This window comes from Yoonia sediminilitoris, from assembly GCF_003058085.1.
Lineage (GTDB): Bacteria > Pseudomonadota > Alphaproteobacteria > Rhodobacterales > Rhodobacteraceae > Yoonia > Yoonia sediminilitoris.
The window spans coordinates 410,343-423,963 of record NZ_QBUD01000002.1 but is presented as its reverse complement, the minus strand read 5'-3'; the positions used below and the strand labels follow the sequence as shown (position 1 = coordinate 423,963).

Sequence of the window (13,621 nt, the reverse complement as noted above, 5' to 3'; positions counted from 1 at the left end):
GGAATCCTGACACATGCTAAGCTTTGTCGTTCGCCGCCTTGCCGTGGCTATCCCGACCCTGTTGATACTGGTCATTCTTTCGTTCGTGCTGATGTATGCGGCCCCCGGAGGGCCGTTCAATTCAGAGCGCCCGCTTCCGCCCGAAGTGCTGGCGAACATCGAGGCGAAGTACGGGTTGGATCAGCCCTTTTGGCAACAGATCGTCAATTATGTCTGGCGGGTCGTGACGGCCTTCGATTTCGGGCCGTCCTTTCAGTATAAAGACCGCAGCGTGAACGACATCATCGCGCAGGGCTTTCCGGTCACGCTGACCTATGGGTTCTGGTCCTTCGCCGTCGCGGTTGTTGTCGGAGTGTCGCTGGGCATTGCCGCCGCGGTTCGCCAGAACAGCTGGCTGGATTATCTGGCGGTCGGCATCACGGTTGGTGCGCAGGTCTTGCCCAATTTCGTCATGGCCCCAATCCTGCTGCTGTTGTTCACCTTATGGCTTGGCTGGCTGCCGGGCGGCGGCTGGAACGGCGGGCAATGGGAATATCTGGTGATGCCGGTCATCGCACTTTCCACGTCCTACATGGCCTCGATTGCCCGGATCACCCGATCATCCATGCTTGAGGTGCTGAACACCAACTTCATCCGCACCGCCCGTGCCAAAGGGCTGCCGATGCGCCGCATTATCTGGCGGCACGCGATGAAGCCTGCGATCCTGCCGGTGCTGTCCTATCTGGGGCCGACATTCGTGGCCATGATCACCGGATCGGTGGTGATCGACATCTTCTTTTCCACCGGTGGTATCGGGCAGTTCTTTGTGAACTCTGCCTTCAACCGGGACTATTCCGTCATCATGGGGATCACCATTCTGGTGGGTGCGCTGACGATCCTTTTCAACCTGCTGGTCGACGTGCTCTACGCATGGATCGACCCGAAAATCCGCTATTAGGAGGCCACGATGTTACCCAACGCAGCACGCGTCAAATCCGTGGGCGAGGCGGCAGAAATCGCTGCCGTACAAGGGCGGTCGCTTTGGTCGGATGCGCGTACCCGGTTTTTCAAGAACAAGGCGGCGGTGGTGTCACTGATTGTGCTGATCCTGATTGGCGCCTTTGCCCTGTTTGGCCAGTTCATCGCCCAATATGAACGCGATACGGTTGATTTTACGCTGATGGGGGCGAATGCCTATCAGGGGGTGCCGTCGATTGAAACGGGGCACTATTTTGGCACGGACTCGTCGGGGCGCGATCTATTCGCACGGGTGGTACAGGGGACGGGCATTTCGTTGATGGTTGGCATGGTCGGCGCGTTCGTGGCTGTTATGGTGGGCACGCTTTACGGGGCCATTGCGGGCTATCACGGTGGCCGCGTTGATGGAATTATGATGCGGATCGTCGATGTGCTGATGTCTATTCCCTTCATGTTCGTGCTGATCCTGATGCTGGTCATCTTCGGGCGGTCGATTTTCATGCTGTTTCTGGGCATTGGACTGATTTCCTGGCTCGATATGGCGCGGATCGCGCGTGGGCAGACCCTGACCATCAAGAACAAGGAATTCGTCGAGGTTGCCCATGCTATCGGGGTGTCGCCTTTTCGGATAATCCTGCGCCACATCATCCCCAATCTGCTGGGCATTGTGGTTGTTTATGCGACCCTGCTGGTACCCTCGCTGATCATCTATGAAAGCTTCATCAGCTTTCTGGGGTTGGGCGTGCAGGAACCCAACACATCTCTTGGTGCGCTGATCTCGGAAGGGGCATCAAACATGGCCTACGGTGTGATGTGGCAACTTTACTTTCCGCTTTTGTTTTTCGTGCTGACAATCTTTGCCTTCTTCTTTGTGGGCGACGGATTGCGTGACGCTCTTGACCCCAAGGACCGCTGAATATGCTTTTGGAAATTGACGACCTGCGGGTGATCTTCAGCACGGTCGACGGCGACGTGAATGCGGTGAACGGGGTCAGCTTTGGCATCGACAAGGGCGAAACTCTTGCCATCGTGGGTGAATCCGGGTCGGGCAAAAGCCAGACTGCCTTTGCCGCGATGGGCCTGCTGGCCCGCAACGGACGGGCGACAGGGATTGCGAAATTCGACGGGCAGGATCTGCTGGCGATGAACCAGAAGGCCCTGAACAAGGTCCGCAGTCAGGACATCGCGATGATCTTTCAGGACCCGATGACGTCGTTGAACCCCTATATGCGGATCAGTGACCAGATGGCCGAAGTCCTGACGCTGCATAAGGGCCTAAGCAAATCAGACGCGGTGACAGAGGCGGCGCGGATGCTGGATGCGGTCCGTATTCCCGACGCGCGGGCGCGGATCACCATGTACCCGCATGAATTTTCCGGCGGCATGCGCCAACGGATCATGATTGCCATGTCGCTGCTCTGTCAACCGCGACTGCTGATCGCCGATGAACCCACGACTGCGCTGGATGTGACGGTGCAAGCGCAGATCATGCAGGTGCTGTCGGACATCCGGCAGGATTTCGGGACCGCCATTATCCTGATTACCCATGACCTTGGCGTTGTCGCGGGCTTCTGCGATCGCACGTTGGTGATGTATGGTGGCCAGATCATGGAAGAGGGACAAACGGACGATGTTTTTGCCACCCCGTCGCACCCTTATACCACCGGATTGCTGAAAGCGGTGCCGCGCCTTGACCGGGATGAAGGCGAATTGGCCACCATCGCGGGCGAACCGCCAGACATGTCGCGTTTGCCTGAGGGCTGTCCGTTTTCGCCCCGCTGCGCGCAAGTGCTTGAAAATTGCCGCAGTGAACGCCCGCCGCTTCAGGTCGCCGGTGACCGGCGCCGTGCCTGCCATTTGCCAGTGTCAGAGGTCGCCTGATGTCTTCCATTCTGTCTGTTCGTAACCTGTCGGTCACATTTGATGTCCGCCGTCCCGGTGCGTGGCCGTGGACCCCGCCGCGCAAGCTGCATGCGGTCTCCGAAGTATCGTTCGAGCTCTCGCCGGGCGAATGTCTTGGTGTCGTCGGGGAATCCGGCTCTGGCAAATCGACGCTTGCGCGTGCGATTGTCGGCACGATCCCGTCGTCGGGCGGGAACATCATGTTCGACGGGGCGGATCTTGCAAATATGGAGCCCCGCGAACGCAGGGTTCACCGGCGCGATGTGCAGATGATTTTTCAGGACCCATTGGCCGCGCTGAATCCGCGCATGACCGTGGGCGAAATTATCGCAGAGCCGCTGATCACCCATGAACCCGGCACGCCGCGCAAAGACGTGAAAGCCCGCGTGGGGGCACTTATGGAAAGGGTCGGGTTGCTGCCCAATCTGATGAATCGCTATCCGCATGAATTTTCGGGGGGCCAATGCCAGCGCATCGGCATCGCGCGGGCACTGATCCTGCAACCCAAGCTGATCATTTGTGATGAACCCGTATCGGCGCTGGATGTGTCCGTGCAAGCGCAAGTCATCAACCTGCTGATGGAATTGCGGCGCGACATGGGGCTTTCGATGATTTTTATCGCCCATGATCTGAGCGTGGTCAAACATATCAGTGACCGGACCTTGGTAATGTATCTGGGCCGGGTGATGGAAATGGCGGACAGCAAGACCCTGACCACCATCCCTGAACATCCCTATGCACAGGCGCTGATTGCGTCGGTCCCCATTCCCGACCCGGTGTTGGAACGGGCCCGCCTGCGACCCATTCTCGAAGGCGAATTGCCCTCACCTCTGGCACCGCCCTCGGGCTGTGTATTTCGTACCCGTTGCCCAAAGGCGCAAGCGACCTGTGCGCAGGCCAAGCCTGTGCTGGAAGATCTGGGCGACGGTCATCAGGTCGCCTGCCCCTTCCATGCGCCGGAAAAGCTGCTGGCTGTCACGGGCTGATGCAGTCTCAGATGTTGGAATAAAGCGCCTTTGCATTCTTGACGTGGCGGTTGACCAGATGTCTGGCTTTCTTGCCTTTGGGCGTCAGGCGGGCCAAAGGGCGATCCGGATAGGGGACCGCGCCAAAGACTGCTTCGATTTCCTGCTTGGCTTGCGCCCTTAGCGCCTTTGACGCCTCGACCGGGCGCAACCCATCGCGGATCTTGATCAGTGTGCCATCCGCAAAACAGACCACAGAGAAGTCGATATTCTCGAAATTCTCAAAGCTGATACCGCCGACCTGACCGGTTTCGCCCCCGCCATCAATCTGGAAAAACCTTTTTGACCGACTCCGGGAATCCCACTTGTGCCATTCAGCAATGTGCTGAATGTCGGTTTGCCGACCCCACCAAATGCAAACGGGGCGCCGCCGGATGGGGTGAAAGTGCCAGTTGCGGTGTCATCAATGCCGGAGATGTCGACAGCCTGATGCCCGGCTTCGGTCAGCGAAATGCTGTCTGCTTCGGCGCTCGCTTCATCGGCAATAAAGGTTTCGATACTGTCGACGCTATCGGTATTTCCGTCGCCCGTTTTGGCGGTGCTGCCGTCACCGACCGCATCAACGGTAACGGTAATCGTTTCATCTTCCAGTGAATCGTTGTCCGAAAAAGCATCAAACGTATCGGCCCCATCCCCGCCCGAGATGGTATCAAGGCCCGCGCTGATCCGGATCGTGTCGGAATCATCACCGGTATTTGCCTGCACATTGGCAAGCTCAAGCGGGATAGCCCATCGTAGTTGACGACCGGGACCCGATCTACATAGATGATCGACCCGTCGTCGGAGTTGAGGTTGAATGTGTTAGGTCCCAGCGCAATCAAAAGTGAGTGTCGTTGAAATCCGCACGGCGAAGTCATCGCTGCTGTTCCCCAATGCCCCCGATCAGGCCGCAATATTCAGTGAACCGCTGGAACCCGCATTGTAAATGACCTGATTGGGGTCGCTGAAGCTGCCGTCTGCGGTATCAAAGCCAGCCTCAGTCAAATTCGACGTGCTGGTGCCGGACAGTTCGATCCATTCGTACCAGAAGATGGCGCCGGTGAATTCATTCATGGCGTCCTGATTGACACCACCCGTTCAATCACTGCCGTTTACGTCTGCCATCTCGTCTTTCCTTCATACTCACAAGGTCGCGCAAGCATCCTCAACATGCGGGTCGGGTTACACCAAACCCCCTAAACACCGGATAAAAGCCAGATGAAGAGGGCGAAAGATAGGTATTTCTTTGGGGCACTCTGATGAAATGCCCCCAGACGGCCCTGAAACCAAAAAAGTACACCTTCGGCGCTGAAAAATCTCACAAACCGGCGATTAATGGGTCCTGACCCTAATAGTCTCTTTCAAAGAAAATACCGACGCTGGTTTCGCCCTCCTGATCGACGCTGCCCTTGGCCGTGACCTCGTTTGTGATGTCCAGATTAAGGTTGATTTCGGTTTCGCCCTCGCTGGTAACTGTCACATCGGTATAGACGTTTTCGGACAGGTATTTGCCAGCGCGCACGGCAGCGGTGCCGTCCTCGGCTGTGGTGACGTCAAAATCATCCAGTCCGATTCCCTGTCGCAACCTGTCAACTGCGCCGCCGCCATTGCCCGCAAGCGTGCTGATCGCCGAGGCAAGCTGCACCGCCTGCAAAGGGCTGATGCTTTGGATGTCGCGTCCGAAGATCAGCTGCGACAGGACCTCGTCCTGTGGCAGCTCGGGCACTGATTCAAACCGCACCTCTGGCTGACCGGCGGGTCCTTCCACGATAATATTGATGGTGGTCCCGTTGTCGGTCTGGGTTGTGGCGACCAGCCGGATAAAGGGGATGAAATCCCCCTGCAAAGTGGCCGACCCTTCCGTCAGATCAAACCGTTGTTGCAGGATATCGATCCGTCCTCGCAGCAGGTTGAACCTGCCCACGGGCCGGACATCATTGCTTGTACCACCAATTGTCAGCCGCCCGCCCAGTTCGGCATCCAGACCGCGACCGCGAATGAATATACGCGAAGGGGCATCAATCACGATATCAAGCGGAAAACCGGGCCGTTGGGGTCCTGCATCTGCATCAGAGGGAGGGGTCGCGCCACTGACGGTCGCACCCGCGCGGGTCAAAGTCTGCACGACCGCCCCACTGGGGTTGATATGACGTACATCCGGCAGTTCGCCCAGCGTACTGATACTGGATGATGGCACACGGACGTCCGTTTGCCCCAGTTCAAGGCGACCAACGACGCGTGCGCCACCTGTTACCGGCCCCGTAACGCGGACAGTGCCATCCACGGATGTTGTATAGAGTTCAGGGTCTTGAAGCACCACATTCCGCAAGGTTACCGTGATATCGGCAGTGTTTGGTCCTTCCAGATCAACTGGGCCGGTGACGGTCACCCGCCCGCCTGCTTCGACATTTGCGCCGATATTGATCAATGCCCGACTGCCGCTGAACCCGATCTGCCCGCCAATGTCGGTGAAAGCCTGCGCCAGCGTCGGCGCTGCCAATCGACCGCCTTCGATCGTGATCTGCCCCCCCAGAGCGTCCAGCCCCGGCGATCCATTGACCGACAGATCAATGTTGGCGGTGCCGCTGAGTCGTTGTGGTTCCAGCGCCTTGTTTGCCAGTGCCAGCGGCGCCGCACCTGTCACCCGCAGATTAAGCTGCCCGCCCGGTTGCACCTGACCGTCAACCCGCGCGGCCAACCCGCCAGAGCCTGACCCGTTGACGTCGATATCCCACGCTCCATTCGCACCCAGTGCAGCGGTGCCCTCTACAGTTACCGGGCCGCTGATTTGATCTGTCAGAATGCTGGCATCCCGCAGCTGGGCGTAAAACCGACCGCGGCCGGTTCCATTTTCGCTGCCATCCAGATTGGCTGACAGGGTGACTTCGCCGGTTGAGGCCTGAAGGCTCTCGACCGACAGCCTGCCGTTCGCAAAGTCAAGCGTCGCGTCGACCCGGCCCGACCCGCGCAACAGCGTATCGACGGTCGGATTGCCGATTTGCAGGTTTTGTGTGCGCAGTGCGATGTCGCTGTCAAAGCGCGACAGGTCTGGCAAAAATGACCCGCTGGCGTCCAGACTGACGGCACCGGCCACAGGTTGCCCGATCAGCAACTGATATGCCCCGAGATTCTCGACCCCGGCCTGCACTGACCCGGTGATTTCATTGCTGGGCCTGTCAATTGTCGCATCCACGTTCAGATCAATGCCGGGGCCGTTGGCTGCGACATCTACTTTCAGATCGTCGCTGCCAGTGGGGTTCGCCTTGATCGTCGCAATGACAGGGCCGCGCAGGCTTGGGTCGATCATTTGCGCATCGTTGATCCGCAGGCTGATATCAGCAGATTGCGGGTCTGTTCCGGCAACTCTTGCATCGCCGCGCAAGCTGAATGCGGGGGTCACAAGGTCCAGTCCGGACAAGGTGATATCGGTGGCGTTCGGGCGGCTGACTTCGGCTGTCAGCGTGCCTGCGCCCGCAAGGAAGGGATCAAGCCGCGCGATGCCGGTGACGATGTCTTGTGTATCGGCGCGCACATCGAGATCAAAACGCAGGCCATTGGTCAGCAGGACGCCGCTGACATCCAGTTTGGCTGCACCGGCAAGCGGTTGGCCGATCAGCGCGGCATAGGCCCTCAGGTCGCTCACATCCGCAACGACTGCCGCGTTCACCGTTTGCCCGTTTTCGGCCGGGTTTACGGTGCCTTTCGCGGACAGGCTGGCCCTTGGGCCAATGCCAGACAGATCAAAATCAATGACCCCTTTGGCGGACCTGTCAACCGTGCCGCGTAGGCTGGCCGGACCGCTGAGTTCTGGCACGACCAATTGCAGGTCGTTCAGGCGGGTTGTGAATTCGGCCGAACTGCCATCGCTTGTCAGGTCAGCCCGTCCTGTGATCTCGGCGGCTGACGTGCGCACGCGCAAATCCTCAAGCCGCGTGCCTGCGGTGTCACGTACCGCATTTGCCGCAACGGTGCCGCGACCAGCCAGGATCGCATCAGCCTGTGGAATACCGACCGTCAGGTCATTGGTGCTGGCGTTGAGCGTTACATCAAACAGCCCGTCCAATGGCGCTGCCGTGGCCTGCACGGCCAGATCGGCGCTCCCCCCGATTTCTCGCCCGACGAGTGTGGAAAAACGGCTCAGAGCCTCGACAGCCAGCGTGCCCCGCAATGCGGTTTGAAACCCATCTGCGGGACCTGCGATTGATCCTTGAATATTCACGTCAATGCCTGCCCCCGTCAGGGTGAAGCTAGTAATGTCGGTGGGCCCGTCTTCGATGCGATTGGCGGCAAATGTGCCGGTCATCGCATCGCCCAGCGCGGCCGCAGCGCCCGCATCATCCAGCCGAAGCCCTTGTGCGCCATAATTCAGTTCCGCCGTGACCAGCCCATCATTTGCGCCAGTGCCGTCACGCAGTAGGCCGCCGCCTTCGAGGTTGAGACTGTCGATAAACAGACCGGGCCTGTCAAATGCATCAATGCTGATGTCAGCCGTCCAGTCATCGGACTTTCTGCGGTCATATTTGACCGCCAGATCAAGCCCCGCGATGCGTGTTTCCGGCCCGCTGAGAGGCAGCAAGAGCGGCACATCGCTGCGTGCGATGCCGCCGGTCAGATCAATCGTTTCGGGCCAGCCTTCGGGGCCGACCCGGACCGCGCCGGTCACGTTCAGGCGTTGTGACTGCACGCGCAGATCGGATACATCAACACTTCCGTCCGGTGCTTGCCTTGCGGACACGAACAGCCGGGCCTCGTTGCCAAAGAAAGGCCGGTATGCGGGGGCAAATAGCGGGGACACGTCGCCACCCACATCAAAGGTGATCAGGCTGCCCGTCTGGTCATCGGATTTTAGCGCAAAATCGCCGCTCAGCCGGTCCTCACCCTGGGTCGCAACCGCGATGGTCGCACTGAAATCACTGATCGGCGCATTGCCTTCGACCCGCAGCCCGACAGCCGGTTTGCCCGGAAGATCCAGCAGGCGCGCGGCGATACCGTCAGCGCCCTCTTCGATATTCAGCAGCAAACCCAGAACCCGTGTGGCATTGTCATAACTGCCGTCTATTTCAAACACGCCCTGCTTGCTGCCCAAACGGGTCGCGATGACATTTGCGGTCCCCTGTCCGTCGCTCAGTTCGGCCGTGCCTTGCAGGTTGATTGACACAGGTTCGCCGAGGAAACTTTCGCCCAGTTCAATCCGTGCAATATCCAACTGGCCAAGCGAGATGCTGACAGGCAGTTCGGGCAGGGAAAACGGCGTCGCCTCGGGGGTGGGGGCGGTGCTTTCCGAGATTGGGGCACGCGATACGACGATCCTTTGTGCGCTGAGTTCCTTCACGCTGACGGCACCACGCAGCAAGGCGGCTCTGCTCCAGATCAGGGTGATGTCTTCGAGGGTGAGCCAGATGCCTTCGGCATCCGCAATCGACAAAACGTCAATCGTCGCTTCGGAACTCAGCGCGCCTTTGAAACCGATGATGTTGACCTCGCGGCCCGCACCCGAAAGATTATCCTCGATCAGGGTCGTGATGTAGCCTTTGTCTTCTTCCTGACTTTGAGCCAAGGCCGCAAAGGGCGTCAGCAGCAAGGCTAGCAGGCATAAAAGATGTTTCAAAACGCTTGTCCAATTCCGATATAGACTTGTACTTCTTCGCCGGCATTATCGCCGCTGGCGGGGGTCGCTACGTCAAACCGAATGGGGCCGATTCCAGTGTTGTAGCGCAGCCCGAAACCCGCGCCCGCGTGCCAGTCGCCGTCTTCTAGCGGCGTTTGGGTTTCACCCACAAAACCCGCATCATAAAAGCCCACCACGGACAGTGCATCATTGATCCCGTATCGCGCCTCCAGCTGGGTACCGACAAAGGAATCGCCCCCTGTCGATATGGTTTGCCCGTTGATCACACGATCAACGCCCAACGACTGGTAAGGCTGGCCGCGGACAGTCCCGCCGCCGCCGGAGTAGAACAGAAAGTCAGCCGGTGCTTCATCCAGATCAGCACCGATCACGCTGCCAATCTGGGCACGCGCGCCAAAGGTCAGGCTTTCGGTGATTTCCACATAGCCACGCGTGTCACTGAACAGCCGCGCGCCAGCCACTTCGCCGTCAGCGCTGACAAACGGGGTGGCAGTCAGGTCAATAAAGTACCCTTGGCTGGCATTGGTCGGATCGTTCCTGCGGTCCAACGTGGCCTCGAGCGGCAGTGTCAGCAACGTATAGTCGCGACTGCCAATTTCGCTTTCTTCGCTGGCGCGCAGCAGACCCACGCCAGCCTGCACCGTCAGATCATCATTGATGATGCGCGATAATCCCGTTTCAAGCGAAATTTTGTCCAGCAGATAGTTCGGTTCATCCTCGCGCGCGATTTCGCCCTTGAAGTAATATTCCGTGTCAGGCCCGAAGGACGCGGGCCGGGTGAACTGGCCCTGAATGGCGTAGTCGGTTCCACCTGTCTGGCCATCAATCCCGGCAACTTCGACGTTCAGTCGTGCGCGTTCGGCCCCGCCCAACAGATTGCGGTGCAGCCAAAAAGCCGACACCGTGACCCCGTCGATCGAGGACAGTTCAAGCCCAAACCCGATGCGGCGCAACTTTGCCTCTGCCACCTGTGCCGTGATGGGCAGCGTGTCGCCGGGACCGATTTCATCCGCTTCCTGCAATGCCACGCTGTCAAAGGCGCCTGTGCGGCGCAGGCGACGTTCTGCCATTTCCAACGCCTGAGGAGAGTAGACTTCGCCCGTCGGCAGCCCTGCAATCTGAACGATCCGTTCGTCCCGCACGTTCCGGTTGCCGTTTGGCGTCAGCGCCCCAAAGGTCAGTCGCGGGCCGGTATCAAGCGCGACGTCAACGTCCAGCCTGCGCTTGGGATGGCGAGCCACGATGCGTTGTTCCGCGACAGTCACCTTTGGATAACCAAGATCGCGCCAACTATCCAAACTCAGAGAGACGGCCTCTTTGATCCTGCGGGTTTCGGCAGTGCGACCGCGTCGAAATTCCTCGGGGAATTCCAATGTTTGGGGGACGGGGGAAATCGCAAGTCGACCAAATTTAAAGCGCGGTCCTGCGTCAACCTCGATCACTACTTTTCTGATGACAGATGGCGCCCCAAGCGGAGAGATGCTGGAAGCCTCTACCCCGTCGATGGTGATCGAGATCGTGCTGCCATAGAACCCTTCGCCATACAAAGCTGTCAGGAGCCTGCGATAATCCGCACGTGCAGCGGCGACATAGTCTTGCGGCACCGCGCCTTCTTCCAACTGGCGCAGCAGGGATGCTGCATTGAGCTCGCTCCATGCCTCATCGGTCTTGATAGAGACATCCTGCGCCTGAAGCGCGCCCGCGCACGAAAAGGCAAACACTGAAACCAAGACCTTAATTCGCACGCATCACCCCTTTGATACCGTCATTCATTCATGAACCCGCAGTGTTAGCGTTCAACACCCAAGTAGGGTTCTACCCTCTGTCGTCATTGAGATAGAACATTTTTAGTTTGGTGCCCATACACGGTACAGTTACTCTGGTGAGGATGAAAGACGAGATACAGAATCAACCCGCTCCGCTGCGACCACCGGGAACGGTGATGCGTTTGCGCAGAATGGGGGCCGCATTCCCGACCCGATTGTCTTTCCTGCGCACACTTTTGCGTAAATTGAGCGCTGAAAACGCGATGGTGACGCGTCCGGTCTGGCAGATTGATTCAGATGGTTTCGGGCATGCCGTCTATACCATCCGTCTGGGTGGCTATGACTATTCACTGATCGCGGTTTCAACCGATTTGCCCGATGATATGCGAACAGACAGGGTGATCGCGACCGCTTGGGATACGGCGTATGTGCTGTACGATGGGGTGCCGGATGCAGCGGCTTTGGCCAGGATCATCAGGGATGCACCGCAACAGGAAGCCGCCCGTTTCACCCATCGCGAACTTGTGCTTAGCAGGGCCAACAAATCCGTCCGCCTGTTCGACCATGTCGTGACCGCGCTGAAGGCTGGCAGGCAACCCGACCGTGCGCGTCTGAACGACACCGGATATTTGATGCGCACCACAGCAGTTTACGGCAACGGCAAGTTCGGGATCGCGGATCGCGGCCATTTTTCTGACCGGCCGGGCCTGAGTGGGCCATTTATTGCCGAGATGCTGACGGTCTGGCTGATCCGTGGATTCACCCATGATCTTGTCGAACATATGGGCGGCGCAAAACTGGACAGGGACATCAAGCGCCACCTTGGGATCGGAAACTCAACAGGGTTGGGGATGGCCCCCTTTCTGGTCAATCATCCTCTCCTGCTGGATGCGTGGATGTTCGCCCGCGAAACGGCTTTGTCGCGTGTGCGCGCGGTAAAACAGCTGGAAATTGCGCAGATTGAACGCATTTACGAACTCGTCGCGCGGGCGGCAGAGCATCTGGCCAAGTGGGAGGTCGCGGATCCGATCGCTGCCAGACGGATCGACAGGCTGCGCCGAGACTGGGTTGATTTCACCGCCTCGCTGACCCCCTACTATATGCTTTCGCCGATGCCGGTTGAACTTATCCTTGGCGACAGCATGCAGTATTCGGTCGATGCGCAGGAATTAATTGCGGCACTGGTGCTGGAACCGTTTGGCGATATTGTCGATCCGCTTGCCGATTTGATGGCGTCTCCTTTTGTGCCCACGCTTGATCCGCGCATGACCTGCGACGCTCTGATGTTCTTGATCAGACGCGATTGGCATTGGGCTTGCGACATCGATTTCACAGACAAACGTAATATCGCGCAGTTCTGGTACGTCTCGGAAGAGAAGATGGAACCGCGCCTTGGCCGTCGATTTGAAGAACCGGGGGCAGAATGTGAAACACCGCTTGATATCGCACGGCAGGTCAAGGCGCTGTCGCTTGATCTGAAAGATGCGTCAGGGTCCGTGGCGCAGTTTTTGGGACAGTTTCCGCAGCATCGCGCTGCGGCGCGCAGGGTCCAGACCTTGGACACACACCCTTATGCTGAAATCCGCGAGAACCTGATTGGAGAGGATTGTCTACCGATTGATCTGCTGCGCTGCAAGCTGGCCTTTTTCGGGGCGGCCAGATTTGACCCCAAATCCGACCGCTGGACCCGTGTCACGCTTGCGCAGGGCGCGCCCTTATTTGATGAATTGGACAACGCCGATGATTGGTGGCTGCCGGTGGCGCCGTCATGATGCGCGCACTGAACGAAGTGGGTGCCATCGTCCAGAAGGCGGCGCTGGGGGTTGGGCTGCCCGTCGGCCAGGCCGAGGATCTTGCCCGCACAGCCGTCTATATGGCGGGCAACCATCTGCCATTGTCTCCGGTCGTTGAAGCGCTGACTGAACCTGACGCGCCGATTGATATCGCGTGGGGGGCCGACAAACTTGTCGTAAAGACGGGCAACGCCGCGATGACCGCCCCGATTGTGAAAGACGGGTTTGGCACAGGTGTGGTGAAAGCAAGGCTTGCGCATGTTGAACATGCACCCCTGGTCATTGCGATGCTGGCCGAAGCCGGGCTTGAAGTCTCTGCCGACGGGCCAAAGATCGCGTTTCGCCGCTGTCAAAAGCCCGACGTGATCGTGGGCCCGGTCGATGTGCCAGATACTATCTGGCACGCGCTAAGCCATATGGCCGCCAAAACGTATGTCCCTGAAAGTGAAGCATCGCGCGCGGGTGGTGCGGGTGCCGGATTGACGGACAATGACTAGCAACTTTTTCCGCAGGAACCTTGAACAGCCCACTTTTGGCGTGATTTGACAAGAGCGTTTGCGGACGACCGCA

11 protein-coding genes are annotated in these 13,621 nt (G+C 58.7%); 6 read left to right on the top strand and 5 right to left on the bottom strand.

What is annotated here, in order from left to right; all coding sequences use genetic code 11:
• Positions 1–13: 13 nt before the first annotated feature.
• From oppB to C8N45_RS06970, 4 genes are read left to right on the top strand one after another with little or no spacing between them, the layout of a single operon-like run.
• Positions 14–937, top strand: a complete 924-nt coding sequence (oppB, locus tag C8N45_RS06985; RefSeq protein ID WP_108385495.1) for an oligopeptide ABC transporter permease OppB — start codon at positions 14–16, stop codon at positions 935–937.
• Positions 938–946: 9 nt separating this feature from the next.
• A complete protein-coding gene (locus C8N45_RS06980) occupies positions 947–1,873 on the top strand; it encodes an ABC transporter permease subunit (RefSeq protein WP_108385494.1) in 927 nt (308 codons plus the stop codon).
• A 2-nt stretch (positions 1,874–1,875) separates the two neighbouring features.
• Positions 1,876–2,838 (top strand): oligopeptide/dipeptide ABC transporter ATP-binding protein, encoded by a 963-nt coding sequence (locus C8N45_RS06975; protein WP_108385493.1) that lies wholly within the window; start codon positions 1,876–1,878, stop codon positions 2,836–2,838.
• On the top strand, positions 2,838–3,845 hold the full coding sequence (locus C8N45_RS06970; protein ID WP_108385492.1) for an oligopeptide/dipeptide ABC transporter ATP-binding protein: 1,008 nt from the start codon (positions 2,838–2,840) through the stop codon (positions 3,843–3,845). Before C8N45_RS06975 ends, C8N45_RS06970 begins: the two co-directional genes overlap by 1 nt.
• A gap of 7 nt (positions 3,846–3,852) precedes the next feature.
• On the opposite strand, the gene C8N45_RS06965 is transcribed toward C8N45_RS06970, so the two are convergent.
• The 5 genes from C8N45_RS06965 to C8N45_RS06950 form a co-directional block, all read right to left on the bottom strand.
• The gene (locus C8N45_RS06965; RefSeq protein ID WP_108385491.1) at positions 3,853–4,080 is read right to left on the bottom strand and encodes a hypothetical protein; all 228 of its coding nucleotides are present in this window, start codon (positions 4,078–4,080) and stop codon (positions 3,853–3,855) included.
• Positions 4,053–4,589, bottom strand: a complete 537-nt coding sequence (locus C8N45_RS06960) for a hypothetical protein (protein ID WP_108385490.1) — start codon at positions 4,587–4,589, stop codon at positions 4,053–4,055. Before C8N45_RS06960 ends, C8N45_RS06965 begins: the two co-directional genes overlap by 28 nt.
• A 177-nt stretch (positions 4,590–4,766) precedes the next feature.
• A complete protein-coding gene (locus tag C8N45_RS23165; RefSeq protein ID WP_168769419.1) occupies positions 4,767–4,937 on the bottom strand; it encodes a hypothetical protein in 171 nt (56 codons plus the stop codon).
• Between the two features lie 274 nt (positions 4,938–5,211).
• Positions 5,212–9,471, bottom strand: a complete 4,260-nt coding sequence (locus tag C8N45_RS06955) for a translocation/assembly module TamB domain-containing protein (protein WP_108385489.1) — start codon at positions 9,469–9,471, stop codon at positions 5,212–5,214.
• Entirely contained in the window at positions 9,468–11,237 is a 1,770-nt protein-coding gene (locus C8N45_RS06950) for an autotransporter assembly complex protein TamA (RefSeq protein WP_245882583.1), read from the bottom strand. Before C8N45_RS06950 ends, C8N45_RS06955 begins: the two co-directional genes overlap by 4 nt.
• A gap of 197 nt (positions 11,238–11,434) precedes the next feature.
• On the opposite strand from C8N45_RS06950, the gene C8N45_RS06945 reads away from it, so the two are divergent.
• Both C8N45_RS06945 and C8N45_RS06940 read left to right on the top strand, forming a co-directional pair.
• Positions 11,435–13,030, top strand: a complete 1,596-nt coding sequence (locus C8N45_RS06945) for a hypothetical protein (RefSeq protein WP_245882581.1) — start codon at positions 11,435–11,437, stop codon at positions 13,028–13,030.
• Positions 13,027–13,548 carry a DUF3726 domain-containing protein gene (locus C8N45_RS06940; protein ID WP_133175952.1) on the top strand — a complete coding sequence of 174 codons (522 nt, stop codon included), beginning with the start codon at positions 13,027–13,029 and terminating at the stop codon, positions 13,546–13,548. Before C8N45_RS06945 ends, C8N45_RS06940 begins: the two co-directional genes overlap by 4 nt.
• Positions 13,549–13,621: the final 73 nt, after the last annotated feature.